Annotated in this window: 13 protein-coding genes; 9 read left to right on the forward strand and 4 right to left on the reverse strand. The window is 57.2% G+C overall.

Annotation, left to right across the window (positions count from 1 at the left end):
* Positions 1-721 precede the first annotated feature (721 nt).
* Entirely contained in the window at positions 722-1,519 is a 798-nt protein-coding gene (locus ACR0J2_RS12760; RefSeq protein WP_480812788.1) for an inositol monophosphatase family protein, read from the forward strand.
* 4 nt (positions 1,520-1,523) lie between these two features.
* Positions 1,524-3,224: a Na/Pi cotransporter family protein gene (locus ACR0J2_RS12765; RefSeq protein ID WP_170806787.1), complete on the forward strand. Its 1,701-nt coding sequence runs from the start codon at positions 1,524-1,526 to the stop codon at positions 3,222-3,224.
* 32 nt (positions 3,225-3,256) lie between these two features.
* On the opposite strand, the gene ACR0J2_RS12770 is transcribed toward ACR0J2_RS12765, so the two are convergent.
* Entirely contained in the window at positions 3,257-3,508 is a 252-nt protein-coding gene (locus ACR0J2_RS12770; protein WP_480525783.1) for a hypothetical protein, read from the reverse strand.
* A gap of 148 nt (positions 3,509-3,656) precedes the next feature.
* Here ACR0J2_RS12770 and ACR0J2_RS12775 point away from each other — a divergent pair, with 148 nt between their 5' ends.
* Both ACR0J2_RS12775 and ACR0J2_RS12780 read left to right on the forward strand, forming a co-directional pair.
* Positions 3,657-4,487 (forward strand): DeoR/GlpR family DNA-binding transcription regulator, encoded by an 831-nt coding sequence (locus ACR0J2_RS12775; RefSeq protein WP_480812789.1) that lies wholly within the window; start codon positions 3,657-3,659, stop codon positions 4,485-4,487.
* A 352-nt stretch (positions 4,488-4,839) separates the two neighbouring features.
* Positions 4,840-5,184 carry a RidA family protein gene (locus tag ACR0J2_RS12780; protein WP_480812790.1) on the forward strand — a complete coding sequence of 115 codons (345 nt, stop codon included), beginning with the start codon at positions 4,840-4,842 and terminating at the stop codon, positions 5,182-5,184.
* A 610-nt stretch (positions 5,185-5,794) separates the two neighbouring features.
* On the opposite strand, the gene ACR0J2_RS12785 is transcribed toward ACR0J2_RS12780, so the two are convergent.
* Positions 5,795-6,583 carry a helix-turn-helix transcriptional regulator gene (locus ACR0J2_RS12785; RefSeq protein WP_480812791.1) on the reverse strand — a complete coding sequence of 263 codons (789 nt, stop codon included), beginning with the start codon at positions 6,581-6,583 and terminating at the stop codon, positions 5,795-5,797.
* Positions 6,584-6,674: 91 nt separating this feature from the next.
* Between ACR0J2_RS12785 and ACR0J2_RS12790 the strand changes: the two genes are divergently transcribed.
* Positions 6,675-7,622: an ornithine cyclodeaminase family protein gene (locus tag ACR0J2_RS12790; protein WP_480812792.1), complete on the forward strand. Its 948-nt coding sequence runs from the start codon at positions 6,675-6,677 to the stop codon at positions 7,620-7,622.
* An 11-nt stretch (positions 7,623-7,633) separates the two neighbouring features.
* Positions 7,634-8,797 (forward strand): aminotransferase, encoded by a 1,164-nt coding sequence (locus ACR0J2_RS12795; protein WP_480812793.1) that lies wholly within the window; start codon positions 7,634-7,636, stop codon positions 8,795-8,797.
* A 113-nt stretch (positions 8,798-8,910) separates the two neighbouring features.
* Here ACR0J2_RS12795 and ACR0J2_RS12800 read toward each other — a convergent pair whose 3' ends face one another.
* Positions 8,911-9,783, reverse strand: coding sequence for an isocitrate lyase/PEP mutase family protein (locus ACR0J2_RS12800; protein ID WP_480812794.1), 873 nt, complete (start codon positions 9,781-9,783; stop codon positions 8,911-8,913).
* 101 nt (positions 9,784-9,884) lie between these two features.
* Entirely contained in the window at positions 9,885-10,556 is a 672-nt protein-coding gene (locus tag ACR0J2_RS12805) for an IclR family transcriptional regulator (protein WP_480812795.1), read from the reverse strand.
* Positions 10,557-10,643: 87 nt separating this feature from the next.
* Between ACR0J2_RS12805 and acnA the strand changes: the two genes are divergently transcribed.
* The 3 genes from acnA to rraA are packed head-to-tail and all read left to right on the forward strand — an operon-like array spanning position 10,644 to position 14,877.
* Entirely contained in the window at positions 10,644-13,232 is a 2,589-nt protein-coding gene (gene acnA / locus ACR0J2_RS12810; protein WP_480812796.1) for an aconitate hydratase AcnA, read from the forward strand.
* Positions 13,232-14,386, forward strand: coding sequence for a PrpF domain-containing protein (locus tag ACR0J2_RS12815; protein ID WP_480812797.1), 1,155 nt, complete (start codon positions 13,232-13,234; stop codon positions 14,384-14,386). Before acnA ends, ACR0J2_RS12815 begins: the two co-directional genes overlap by 1 nt.
* Complete coding sequence (gene rraA / locus ACR0J2_RS12820; RefSeq protein WP_480812798.1) at positions 14,383-14,877, forward strand: ribonuclease E activity regulator RraA; 495 nt, start codon at positions 14,383-14,385, stop codon at positions 14,875-14,877. The genes ACR0J2_RS12815 and rraA overlap by 4 nt, the downstream gene beginning before the upstream one ends.
* Positions 14,878-14,905 lie beyond the last annotated feature (28 nt).

Genomic DNA, 14,905 nt, shown 5'->3' on the forward strand with positions numbered 1-14,905 from the left:
TAACTCTGTTCCCAGATCGTGCTGCCGGCGCGTGGGTGCCAGCAGATCGGAAAATTCGAGCTCTGAAAAGTAAAACTAGCGCCAGCTCGTAGGCCCACTTTCGACGTAATCTGCGCGGTCACGGCCTGTGAAGCGTTGTTATACCGTTCGCTTTCGGTAATGAGTTGTCCGACCCGGCCAATATGGGGATCGGCTTCGGGTAAAAAGAGCGCCGGATCTTACGCGTCAAAGAAGCGTGGAGCTTGCGACGTGTCGGTGTGGCCGACGGTGCGGGCGTTGTTTTCACCCCATTTTCTACGCAATCCGTTTCAGCCGGTTGGAAAGAGGCCTTTGCAATCCCCAAAAACCCACACAGTTATCGGGTAAACAAACAAAATCAGTACTATTCGCTTGTATTGGAGAGAATTTGTGGGTTTATTGTGGGGATTGATCGCGAAATGTGGGATTTTGATGCCGCAAATAAGCTATAGTCATAACCTTCAGGAACGGAGGGTTAGCTTGCCCGGGTCACTGCAAAGCCGTGATTTCTTCGAAGGGTCTGGCGTTGTGCGTGGCACAAGATGGTGCGCCGAACAACAGGACCCCATCAACAAGCGGGCAAAGATTGCGGGTCCGATTGTGAAAAGCGTTCCAAGTAGCGTGGGATCGGACCTTCGGCGGGTTCTTTCGCTGTTGTTGTTTCAATGAGCCAAGACTCCAAAAGTAAACAGGACAGAAACGGATGCTGAATCCAAAGAACTCTCAAACGTTCGAAACGGCCGAATTGGTGTCACACGCGGTGAAGATTGCCGAATTGGCCAACAAGGCGGCACGGGGGTACTTTCGCGGCAGACTTGGTGTTGAGTTCAAGTCCGACGAGAGCCCGGTGACGCAGGCCGACAAGGGTGTCGAGGCGCAGGTTCGGGCCTACCTGGAACAACACTTTCCGGATCACGGCATCTTTGGAGAAGAACATGGGTTTGAAGGGCAGAACCGCCGCGAAGTCTGGATAATTGATCCGATCGACGGCACCCGGTCTTTCCTTTCGGGGCATCCGCTTTTTGGCTTTCTGCTTGGGCATCTGATCGATGGTAAGCCGGATATCGGAGTGATCGGCATGCCTGCGATAGATGAAGTTTTCATTGGTGTATCCGGTCAGGGCGCGACAATGAACGGCAAGGAGATCGTGACTTCGAACCAGACGCGGTTGGATCAGTCCATCCTGTTTGTGAATGAAGGGGATAAGATCTATCGTGATCATCCGGCGTTATTCGCCAAGCTGATGCAGTCCGGTCAGACCAGACGGTTTGCCTATGACTGCTATCCGCACGCGCTTCTTGCGGCGGGGCATGTGGATGCAGTGATAGACTATGATCTGCAACCTTATGATTTTCTGCCGGTGCTGGCCGTGATCGAGGCCGCAGGTGGGGTGATGACGGACTGGGATGGTAAACCACTCGACCTGAATTCGGATGGTTGTGTGATTTCGGCGGCGACGCCCGAGCTGCATGCTGAAATGCTGGAAATGGTGAACGGATAGGATCATGGCGATTGTAAGCTTCCTCATCAGTCTGGCCGGAGCCACGATGTTGCTGCTTTACGCGGTGCGAATGGTGCGCACCGGGATCGAGCGCAGCTACGGAGCCTCTTTCCAGCGGGTCATGACAGGCCAGCGCAGCTATGTGCAGGCATCAATGGTCGGTCTCGCAATGGCGGTGGTCCTGCAAAGTTCGGCCGCGGTCGCATTGCTGACATCCGGTTTTGCCGCTGGTGGTTTTCTGGTTTTTCCAACCGGTCTCGCGATTGTTCTGGGGGCCGATCTTGGGTCTGCGCTCATTATCCAGGTCCTGTCCTTCAAGTTGGACTGGCTGGTGCCGCTGCTGCTGGCGATTGGCGGGTATCTCTTCGTCAAGACCGAGTCCAAAAAGCCCCGGCAACTGGGTCGCATCCTGATGGGTGTTGCGTTCATTCTGATCTCATTGCGCTTTCTGCGCGAGGCGATGGATCCGATCCGGGACAGTGCTTTTCTGCCCGCCGTCGCAGAATATCTGGCCCGAGATTACATAACCGCATTCTTGGTCGGCGGAGCGCTGGCCTTTGTCATGCATTCATCGGTCGCGGCGATCCTGATGTGTGTGACACTGGTTCAGATTGGCGCAATTCCGTTTGCCGCCGGACTGTCGCTGGTGTTGGGGGCCAATTTCGGCTCGGCCTTCATACCGGTTTGGCTGACGCGAGGGATGGAATTGCCAGCTAGGCGCATTCCGTTCGCCAATCTCGCGTTGCGTGGCAGTTGGGCCGTGGTCACCCTGTTTGCAGCTACTGCGGCTTTGCGTGCGGGTGTTTTGGGGGATCTGCAAGGCGGGCAGATGCTGGTCAATGCGCATCTGGCGTTCAACGCCTCGTTGCTGGTGTTGGCTTTGCCGTTCTGCGGACGTTTGCGTGCTCCGTTCGAGCGGCTTTTTCCGGAACCGAAATCAGCCGAGGCAATGGTCCAGCCGGGCCGTCCGACCAGCGCGCTGGATATGCGCAATAGCGGCAGCCCCAGTCAGGCGCTTTCCAGTCTCAAGCGCGAGCTGTTGCGGATGAGCGATCTGGTCGAGTCGATGTTCAGGCCGTCGCTGGAGTTGTACCGCAGCGGTGACAAGGAGCAGATACGTGCTGTTCGGCTGGTGGATGAAGACGTGAACGACTGCCTGTCGGGTATCCGGAAATACGTGGCCGCCATTTCAGCCGAAGAGTTCGGCAGGCAAAACGCCAAGGTGGCCCGGGATCTGATGGAATACGCAATCCGTCTGGAAACCGCCGGCGATGTGGTTGCCAAGCGGTTGACTGTTCTGGCCGCCGACATGCGCAAAAAGGGGGCCTCATTCTCGAAAGAGGGATGGTCGGAACTGGTCGAAATGCACGAAGGCATCCTGGCCAATCTGAAATTGGCCTCAAATGTGTTGATCTCGGACGACCTGGAAAGCGCCCGCCTGTTGAGCCTTGAAAAAACCGAGATCAAGCGGGCTGAGCGTGACAGCCGCAAACGCCACCTCAGACGTTTGCAGCATGGCAGCACGGAAAGCTTTGAGACCAGCGACATCCATCTGGAGACATTGCGCGCGTTCCGGGAGTTCAACAGTCACATCGCGGCCGTGGCTTATCCGATCCTGTATCGGAACGGGCAATTGCTTGAAACGCGCCTGATCGAAGAAATGCCGCGGATGGAAAAGGATGCGGACACAGAGGCCGATGGATGACGGCACCGGTCGATGGCGGCTTCCGCGCCTTTTTACAGGATCTCAACAGCAGCCTCGGCATCCGGCGCAAGCTCTCCGAGCTGGGTATCACCGAAGTAGCAATCCCCGACCTCGGCCAGGGCGCCCTCATCGACCCCCACTGCAGCGGAAACGCCATCGAACACACGTAAGAGAACCTCGCAAACCTCTTCAACACCGCGTTGTGATCTGAAACGGACCCCGCACTTTGTTTCGGATTCATAGGCGCGTAACAGCGAAACAGAGCCGAACCAAAGGTCGGTCATGCTGACACTCGACTTGTAGCTAAAGAACAAAGCCCGGCCCAGTGAACAAATTTGTTGGTAAATGAGGGTGCCCGACCCAAAAGGCGGAAACTGTCACAGAACAATTGCCTGCGACGTGGAACTTTAGGCGAAACTATGGTGAAATTTGATGATGGCTGACGACAGCGAAAACATCCCCCATCGCGGCCGAGAGTTGCTTGATGTGCTAGCGCGACTGGGAGGTTCGGCGCGCAATACACAGATTGCGCAGGTCATGGACGTATCGGAAGAAACTGTTCGTCGACTGGTCAAGGGCCTGGCAAAGAAGAACATGGTTGAAAGGGTGCATGGCGGAACATTTCTTTCGCGTGCGCAGGATACACCGATGTTTTCCGGGGCGCTGGAACTCAACGCGGAAGAAAAGACGCTTATCGCAAAAAAAGTAAGTCAGATTGTCGAGGACGGCATGGTGCTGTTCCTTACGGTGGGGTCAACCATGACGCATGTCGCCGAGCAATTGCGCGACCGGAAAAATTTGACCGTGGTCAGCAATTCGCTGTCGGTTGTCGCATCGCTGGCTGATCACAACGGAACGCGTGCGATTCTGGCAGGGGGAGAGGTCATTCGATCCGAACGCGGCAGTTTTGGCCGTGCCGCCGAGCAGCTTGCCTGCCAGTACAGCTATGACGCGGTAATATGTGGCGCGGATGCCCTGTCGCTTTCCGGAGGGGTTCTTGCGCTAAACCCGCTGGAGGCTGAATTGACGCGCGCGTTGCATAACAACACCCGGCGCATGATCGTTGCGGTGGATCACACGAAGTTCGGAGAGAGAGCGGCCAATGTGGCCTGTCGGTTTGACCAGGTCACCGATCTGGTGACCGATGCTGCACCGCCCGAACCTTTTGCCGCGGCTTTGAAGGATGCAGGGGTCAAAGTTCACATCACATCTCGCCGGGGTGGCAAGAAGAAAAAGAAGGGTAGCGGTGGCGTGATCACCTGACCTGTTTCGCGATCAAAGGAAAACAAAAGCGCGCTTGCCCATGGGAGACAATAACAGATACTTCTGATGTCAGGTGTGGCCGTTGACGAAAGCGTCGACAGAGATTTGGCAGGCAACGAAGGTGAGCCGGGTTGGAGACCTGCATGCCTGACAACCTGCCGGTCATCGGATCGGCCGCGGATACGCCGCGCATTCTCCACGCTTTCGGATTTTTAGTGCACAGATTTCAGATGGCTCCTGTCGTAGGGCAGGTTCTGGCGGATTTGGTGACTGGCGGATCAAGTCGTTTCAATCTAATGCCCTTCCGCATTGATCGATATGACCGCAAGGTCCCTTGATGGAGAGATCCGACATGACAATCACCCGTATCGAAACCGGCCAACGCATGAGCAAGATCGTCAAGCACAATGGAGTTGCCTATCTGTGTGGGCAGACTTCGGATGCGGCCACTGTGGCGGATCAGACCCGCGATATCCTGGCCAAGGTCGAGGATCTGTTGGCCAAAGCGGGCAGTGACAAGACACAAATGCTTCAATGCACGATCTGGCTCGCGGACATGGCAGATTTTGCAGAGATGAACGAAGTCTGGGATGCCTGGGTGCCGGCGGGCCACGCTCCGGCCCGCGCGTGCGGTGAAGCCAAACTGGCACGCGATGTTCTGAAGGTCGAGATGATCGTCACCGCTGCCTGCGACTGATTTATCAATCAAACCGCCTTGCCCAGACCATAAGGCATGAAGCGGTCGGTTGCGTTTGTCGTTCTTCGAAAAAGTTCACCGCCTTGGTTCTGGTGAAATGCGTTGGCCGTCAACGGAATAGGTGCCGGTGGGTGAGTGGCTGTTTAATTAAAGATCAATTCGACTCGGTTCTCTGAAGCCTGTATTTCGCCAAATGCGGGCAAAAACAGATCGTGGTCTTATGCAGCCAACCTTTCAAAGAATGTTGGAAAACTGAACCACTCTGCAGTGTATTTTCTTGTGTGTCGGCTAAATTACTCTGATTGACCAGTCCGGCGTGACTGAAACGCGACGCGCCATCCGAATAGGGTACCCTGAGATCATTCAGGTCGAAGTTCGTTTTGAGAATTTATTCACAAATGGCCTGGTTCCAAAATCTGAGTGACAAAAGGCAAGCATTCGAACCTCACGTTCAAGTTTAGAATGCCAAGGGAAGCGGCTGCACCGTGTCTCAAGTCGTCGATCATCCTTTGATCAGTCTCGAAAAAAATGCAGTACCACGGTCCGCGTCAAACCCGGAACTTTCGGTGCAATAACTGACGCTGTGATGGCACTTGAATGCCAATGGCCTTCATTCGTTGAACCCGAGGTTCAAGCCATCGACGAAGGCGTGAAATAGCTGAGATTGAGTGCTGATCCCAAGCTTTGCATACGCATTTCGACGATGTGATTTCACGGTCGGCATCGCTATGTTCAGTGTCTTGCTGATCGAAAGACTTGAATGGCCTTTCAGGATCATCTGGACAACTTCAGCCTCTCGCGCGGTCAGAACGTCACGGCCAAAAGACTCCGGTGAAGGTGATGGACGACCCGACGCTTGCGTCTGCTCTCTGGACAGCCGTAGAAACGCCAGCCGGATCAATGGCAGGACGGATCGCAAAACTTCCAAATCCTGCTGAGGGATACCGTCAGGCGTGGCTTTGCGGGCCAGGCTTACCTCACCCATGATCCCCTGGGGCATGTCGACTAGGACTGAAACTTCCTGCAGACCGAAGGGCCAGCCGGGCGTCCTGAATTTGATCTCTTCGCTCTCATCCGCGATGACATCCGGCGTTGTTGCGACCCAGTTATCCGGTGCGAGATCGGCCATCCGGTATACCCCTGCGGCGATACCTGCCCGGATCGCATTGTGCACCGGGTTGAGCAGGTAGGTTCTGGAGACATACAGCTGAACCGCGGCCTTGGACGCTGGATTTGGGTAGCTATCCGCTAGGTAAACCGGAGGCCCTGAGGGTCGGTTGAGCACCGCAAATGCCGCCTCGCACGGAAATAGGTATTCGACGGCCCGGATCAGGGCATCGCTTTTTGCCTGCCCGTCGATCACTTCAGAAATGGATTGGCTGAACTCCTTTAACTGCAAATCCGGCCTTCTTCCTACCGTTGTCTCATCCCTTGGGACGATGGTTTTACCATAATGTTGCTGATACCGAACTCCGCAAAGGAGTATCAATATGCCGAACCCGCCGATTGTCCTTGATAATACAACGGTTTCAGAACACCTGGGCAAGCTGGATGTGGTCCAGGCGATGCGCACGCTGTTCACCGATCTTGGTGAAGCCCGTGCGGTACAACCACCGCAGACCGTGACCGAGTTTCCGGGGGGCGGCGATTTCATAACCTATCTCGGTGCGCTTGAGGGGGCCGGTGTGTTCGGGGCGAAGTTGTCGCCTTACCTGCCGCGCGCCAATGGACCCATCATCACCGCCTGGACTGTTCTGATGTCCATCGAAGATGGTCGGCCATTGGCGTTGATCGACGCAGGCGTGCTGACCACCGAGCGCACGGCCGCCACGACCGCATTGGCGGTGGATGAGCTGGCTCCGACCGGCCGCCCGCTGACGCTGGCCATCATCGGAACAGGTCAGGTCGCACAGGCGCATATGCGCCATTTGGCCGGTCTGCGCGACTGGGCAGAGGTGCGCATATACTCGCCGGGTTTGGGTGAAAACGCGGATATTCAGGCGACATGGAAAATGCTGTGCCCTGACGCCAAGCTGGCCACGAGTTCCAGGCAGGCTATTGCACAGGCCGATGTTGTCATGCTGTGCACGTCATCGGGTAGTCCGGTCATTTCCACGGAAGATATAGCGGTCGATGCGCTGGTGACATCGATCAGCACCAATGTTGCCCGTGCGCATGAAGTTGATCCGACCTTTCTGGCATCCGCGCAGGTCTATTGCGACTACCGGGAAACAACCCCTGATACGGCCGGCGAGATGCTGATTGCGGTGGAACGACACAACTGGAGCAAGACCGCGATCCTTGGCGATCTTGCGGAACTCTGTACGGGCAGGTGCCCGCGGCCAAAAGCAGGGGCTGCGGTCTTCTTCCGCTCTGTCGGGTTGGGGCTGGAGGACATCGCCGTGGCAAAAGCCGTTTTTGACCAGACTTCAGCCTGAGGAGAGCGCACATGTTCATCGAACCGTTCAAAGTCGAAATCTGGATGAATGAGTGGGAAACCCGCTGTACCCACAATCTTGCCGAAACCTGCGTGGCCAGCATCACGATCGATCAGCTGTTGCAACTGTCCGGACTTAATCAAAACGACTTGTCCGAACTGCTGCCAATGAAAATGACCTACGGTGCGATCGAAGGGTCAATCCGCCTGCGTCAGGCCATTTCAAATCTCTATGACGATCGGAACGTCGAAGATATCACCATTACCCACGGCACGATTGCGGCCAATATGCTGGTGCATAAGGCAGTGGTTTCGCGCGGGGACCGGGTGGTTTCGATTGTGCCGACCTATCAGCAACACTATTCGATCCCCGCCAGTATCGGAGCCGATGTTCAGATTCTGCCACTGCGCGCGGAAGACGCATTCCTGCCTGATCTGGACCGGTTACGTGAACTGGTGACACCGGAAACCAGACTGATTGCCCTGACAAACCCCAACAATCCGACGGGTGCGCTGATCGAACGGCCAATGTTGCTGGACATTGCCGAGATTGCACGTTCTGTCGGCGCATATGTCCTGTGTGACGAAGTCTATCGCGGCACCGGGCAGGAGGGCGACGGCATGTCGCCTTCAATTGTGGACATCTACGAAAAGGGGATCAGTACGGCGAGTACATCGAAAGCGTTTTCGCTGGCCGGGTTGCGCGTCGGTTGGGTGGTGGCCCCGAAAGAGGTGACCGAGCAGATCCTGATCCACCGTGATTTCGATACAATCTCGGTCGGTATGATCAACGATCACTTTGCTGCCATCGCATTGGAGAGCCAGCATAAGGTTCTGGCGCGCAGTCATCGGATCACGCGGGGGAATCTTGCTGTGCTGGACGCATGGATTGCCACGCAGCCGCGCGTTGACTGGATCAAACCCCGCGCCGGGACAACCGCGATGTTGAAACTCGACATACCGATCAGCTCACGCGAATTCTGTGTCGACTTGGTGCAAACAACCGGAGTGATGCTGACCCCGGGCGACGCCTTTGACATGGAAGGTTATGTCCGTATCGGTTTTGCCAATGACCCCGATGTGCTGCGGGAGGGTTTGGAAAAACTGTCAGGGTTTCTGATAGCCCGCTTTGGTCGCGCCGATGGTGGTTTCGTCGCAGACGTTTCGGAAGAATAAGGCCGGGCTTGGTGGTGCTGGTTTGACTATTTTTGTCCGGATGCAGCCTTTCGCACGATTGGCAACGCACCGGGGCAAAACGCCGATCAGAAACGGCACGCCGCTTTTGCGGTTTATTCCGAGTAGCGCCTCTCCATCTCGTCGTAATGTGCTTTCTGAACTGCGTTCTGACGGATTTCGAAACTGGCGACGGGTCCGCTTTCGTCCATGCGGCCGTTGGCCTGAAGCATCGACAGCGCGTCGTTCATGCCCTTCAGTGCGCCCTGCAGCGCGACATTGGCATATAGGACCAGGCCAAAACCCATTTCGTCCAGATCAGAGAATTCGATGATTGGAGTTTTGCCGCCAACAACCAGATTGATCAGCTGTGGCGTGCCTGCAAGCCGCTTGGGAATGCTGCGAATATCGTCAAGGCTGCGCGGTGCCTCGATAAAGGTGATGTCCGCCCCGTCTTCGATAAAGGCTTCCGCGCGTTCAATGGCGGCGTCGAACCCTTGGGTCGCACAGGCATCGGTGCGCGCGACAATAAGGAAGTTTGGGTCGCGGCGGGCGTCTGTTGCGGCCTTGATACGGCTGCGCGCCTCTGTCAGATCGACCACATCCTTGCCGGAGAAGTGACCGCAGCGTTTGGGATTGACCTGATCCTCAAGTTGAATGGCGCTGGCGCCGGCGCGTTCCAGCGTGCGCACGGTATGGTGGACGTTCAGGGCATTGCCGAAGCCGGTGTCCGCATCAACCACAATGGGCAGTTCGGTGCTGTTGCGGATGGCCGATGTGTGCTGGGCGATCTCGGGCAGCGAGATGAAGCCCAGATCGGGCATGCCCAGATAGGTGTTGGTCAGCCCCGCGCCCGAGATATAGACGGCCTCAAACCCCAACTGGTCGATCACGCGTGCCGCAAGAGCATTGGCTGCGCCGGGTATCAGAACGGCTTTACCCGTGTTCAGGCGTTCACGGAATGCTTTGTTGATCTCATGGTTCATCATCGGCGCGCTCTCCGGTTCAATGGTCTGCCTGCCTGCCTAGCGAAGCCTGCGGTACGAGGCAAGTTGCTGTGAATTGCGTTCTGTCAGATGAAACAGTGCCGTCAGCGTGTGGTCAGACTGCGCGCAAGACTTTCCAGCAGCGGGACCGTATTTGCCCGTGCCTCGGCATCGAACCTGTTGGCCAGACCGGACACTGTCAGGGCGCCGATGAGATCGCCGTTTGCATCAAAAACAGGGGTCGCGACAGAGGAGATGTTGGGATTTGTCTGACCGACTGAACTGACCGTGCCGTTCTTGTTGAACTTGGCCAGGTCACCGACATCCTCGCCCGAGAAATGCCTCAAGACCAGCCCGGAAGCCCCGGTGGACAATTGCAGGCGCATACCTTCCTCAACATGAAATCGCAGCAGGTTGGGGGAATTTTCCCTGTATAAACAGATACGTTCATTGCCTGAGCGGACATAGAACGAGGCGGTTTCCCCAGTTGCGTCAGCCAGGATTTTTAGAGATGGCGCGACGTGTTCGCGCTTGGTGAAATCGCGCCGGAATATCAACCCCAGCCGCCAGACGCTGGGGCCGACACTGAACATGCCGTCACTATCGCGCTGGATGAAGCCATAGATCATCATCGAGTTAGTCAGCCGCAGGATCGTGCTTTTGTGCAGGCCGGTCTCTTCGGCCAACTCTGCCAGAGACATGATTGGGCGCTGTGTCGAAAAGGCGCTGAGGATGGACATGGCACGTTCGACGGATTCGGTTCTGTTCGCGGGCATAGCATTCTGTCAGGTGAAATGGAGTCGGTTCGATCTTGCTGATATCCGGCGCCGGTGTCTAGCTTGTCAGCAAATCAGGAGGCAACCGTGACAATCGCAACCTACAAACCGATCGCCAACACATCTTTGCGGGCCGTGGACTATTGCGCCCTATTGGGCCCCGAATTTCGAAAGCTTCCATACTCTCTAAGGGTTCTGGCGGAAAATGCTGCGCGTCATTCCGAAGGAGGCGCGGCGGCGCTGGATGTGCTCCGACGCTCTGGCGAGGCTGTACCGTTCCGTCCTGCACGGCTGTTGTTGCACGACATGCTGGGAATTCCGGCGCTGATCGACATCATGGCCATGCGCAACCGGCTGGAGGAGGTGGGCGGAAATCCGGACGTAGTTGATATGAGCCTGCCGGTCGACCTGGTGATCGACCATTCCATGTCGATCAACCATTGGGCGGACAAGTTTGCGCTGGCCAAGAACATGGACCGAGAGTTTGAGGTCAACCGCGAGCGTTTCGCTTTTCTTAAAGCCTGTGAAGCACGGTTCCCACGGCTGCGGGTCATTCCGCCGGGGGGTGGGATTTGCCATCAGGTCAATCTGGAATATCTCGGTCAGACTGTTTTGCCATCCAATGAGACCCCCGATGTTCTGATCCCGGACTCCAGCCTTGGCACTGACAGCCACACGCCGATGATCAACGCGTTGGGGATCATGGGCTGGGGGATTGGTGGGCTTGAGGCCGAAGCGCTGCTGTTCGGTGAGACCACCCCGGTCAATGTGCCCCGCGTCATCGGGCTTGAGGTAACGGGCAACCCGTCCGACGATGTCACCGCCACTGACATTGCGCTGGTCATCGCCGAGAAACTGCGCGCCATCGGCGTGGTCGACACCTTTGTTGAGCTGTTTGGCACCGGTTATTCCGCGCTGAGCGTCGCCGACCGCGCCACCATTGCAAACATGGCGCCGGAATATGGTTCCACTATGGTGTTCTGCCCGGTTGACGAGCGCACCATCGGGTATCTGCGCCAGACCGGCCGCAGTGATAGTGCCACACTGGCCGAGAGCTACTGCAAGGCGCAAAACCTGTGGGTCGATGGTACGGATGCGGCCATTGAATACGAGCAGGTGATTGAATTGAACCTCGATAAGGTTGGCCGGTCCGTTTCGGGCCCGTCCCGGCCGGAACAGCGGATTGACCTGTCCGCCGCTGCTGAGCGTCTGACTTTTGAGGGCGAAACGGACCGTCGGGTTCCGGTCCCGAATGCCGATCACGACATCGGTGACGGCGATGTGATCATCGCTGCGATCACCAGCTGCACCAACACCGCCAACCCGCGCAACATGGTTCTAGCCGGGCTGGTGGCCCGAAACGCCGTGGCGCGCGGCCTGACTGTCAAGCCACATGTCAAAACTTCGCTGGCTCCGGGTTCGCGGGTCGTGGCTAAATACCTGGCGGAAAGCGGCCTGCAGGCGCCCTTGGACGCCCTCGGGTTCGAAGTTGCGGCATTTTCCTGTTCGACCTGCAACGGCATGTCGGGACCGCTGCATCCAGATCACGAAAAGGCGATCAAGGACAATGATGTCAAAGGGATCGCGGTCCTTTCCGGGAACCGGAACTTTGCCGGGCGCATTCACCCGCTGGCTTCGCGCAACATGATTGCCTCGCCACCGCTGGTCGTGGCCTATGCGCTGATGGGTACGATCCATAAAGACATTACGACCGAGCCTTTGGGCTTGGATCGGAACGGCAAGCCGGTGATGCTGAATGATCTGTGGCCCTCGGCGGATGAGGTGGCGCGGATTGTCGAGACTTATGTCACACCTGACGAGTTTCGCGACAACTACGCTGCAATCGGAGATGTGAATTACCAGTGGAACGCGATGGAGGTTGGCACCGGAACATATGAATGGGTGCCTTCGACCTATGTCTCATTTCCACCCTTTGTGAAAGGCATTCGCCCCGAGAACGCCGGGATCGAACCGCTGCGCGGCCTGCGTCCGCTGGCCATTCTGGGCGACAGTGTCACGACCGACCATATATCGCCGTCTGGTATCATCACCACCGACTCCGAGGCCGGGCAGTTCCTTCAGGCAAAGGGTGTCACCCAACGCGACTTCAACTCGTTCGGGACCCGCCGGGGATGTTCGGATGTGGTTATTCGTTCGACCTTTGCAAATTACCGTCTGCGCAACGAGATGACCCCGGACAAAGAAGGCTCGTGGACCCGGATCGAGCCTGAAGGTGAGGTTACATCGGTCTTCAAGGCGATTGAGACCTATCTGGACCGGGATCAGAAACTGGTGGTGATCGGCGGCAAAGAATATGGCTGCGGTTCTTCCCGGGACACGGCGGCAAAGGCCCCCTGGCTTGCCGGAATACGCGCCGTGATCTGTGAGAGCTTTGAGCGGATCCACCGCTCGAATCTTGTAAACATGGGGATTGCGCCGCTGTGTTTCCCGGAGGGCGTGAACCGCAGGACGCTGCAACTTGACGGGTCCGAGACTTTTGACATCGACTTCAGCGATGATCTGACCGAGGCCAAGCTGACCATCCACAGAAAGGATGGTCGCACGGATACCACGCCGCTGGATTTGCGTCTGTACAATGACGGTGAGCGTGCGACCTTTGCCGAGGGCGGTCTGCTGCCGCGTGCGTTCCGCGGATTTCTGGCGGGGGCGGCGTGATGGCGGAACGTTTACGGGCCGCGTTTTATCGCGGCGGTACATCCAAGGCTGTAGTGTTCAACGGTGCAGATCTGCCCAGGGACCGGGCCGCGCGCGATCGCATTTTCCTGCATGTCCTGGGAAGCCCCGACCCCAACGGGCGCCAGCTGAACGGGATGGGCGGCGGGTTGTCGTCCTTGTCCAAGGTGGTCATCGTCGAGCCTTCGGATCGTGACGATGCGGACGTGGATTATACCTTCGTGCAGATCGCCGTGGACGAACCGGTCGCCGATTACGGCTCGGCCTGCGGAAACATGTCCTCCTGCGTCGGCCCTTTCGCGGTTGAGGAAGGCATGGTGCAGGTTGCAGCGGATCAAAGTGAGGCGCTGGTCCGCATATTCAGCACCAATACCAATGGCGTTTATCACGCGCGCTTTCCGGTGCGGGACGGTCAGCCCGTCGAACAGGGCACGCTTGAAATTCCCGGTGTGGCGGGAACCGGGGCGAAAGTGACGATAGATTTCCTTGCACCCGGTGGGGCCGGAACCGGCAAGCTGCTGCCGACGGGCAATGCGCTGGATACGCTTCAGATCGAAGGGTTCGGAGCGCTGGAGGTCTCACTGATCGACGCGGCCAATCCGGTGGTGTTTTTCCGCGCTGCTGATCTGCACAAAACCGCCACCGAACGCCCCCAGGATCTGGATGGTGATCCGGACTTTATGGCTCTGGTCGAAGAAATTCGCGTTGCTGGTGCTGTTGCAATGGGAATGGCTCCGTCGCGCAAGGACGTAAAACGCTCCAGCCCGAAAGTGGCGATGCTCGGTGCGCCCGCTGAGTTCACGGCGCTGGATGGCAGCCTTCACAAAAAGGACAGCCATGACATCAATGTGCGGCTCGTGTCGATGGGCAACTTTCATCGCGCGATTACTCTGACGGGGGCCATGTGCACCGCCGTTGCAGCCCAGATACGGGGCAGTCTGGTGCAAAGGATCGCGCAACCTGAGGGTCAGGAATTACGCATTGGAAACCCATCGGGTGACTTGCCAACCATCGCGGATGTCCGGCCAGGTCCGTCGGGACCCGAGGCAATATCGGCCGGTACTTTCCGCACACAGAGGCGAATTATGGAAGGGGCCGTCCTTTACCCATCCGAATTGATGGAGGAAGCGCATTGACCAGTTTCCAAACCAGCCGACCTACGACGGATCTGAGTGATGCCCATCCGGACAAGGTGCGCCCTGTACTGCAACGGTTCAACGATTACGGTGCAAAACGCAGCTTTTCGGGGCGTATTCATACTGCTGTGACAGCGGAAGATACCCGTCTGATTCAAGAGAAACTCTTTACTTTACAGGGAAATGGCGGTGTCATCGTAGTTGATGGCGGTGGGTCACTCCGAACAGCTATGTTGGGGGACATGATGGCGGAGAGGTTGATCGCCAACGGGTGGGCCGGGATCGTCATCAATGGTGCTGTCCGCGACAGCAAGCGTCTGGCGCAGCTCGACCTTGGCATCAAAGCGCTGGGCGCAACTCCGGTTCGGTCCGCCAAGACAGGGATCGGCGCAATAGACGTTCCGGTTGCCTTTGGCAGCGTGCTCTTCGAGCCCGGAAGTTACATCTACTGCGATGAAGACGGTATCCTGATTGCGGAGGAGCCACTTTAAACAAAACAAGGAAATGCCAGCCAATGGG

Source organism: Ruegeria sp. CG4 (assembly GCF_056537185.1).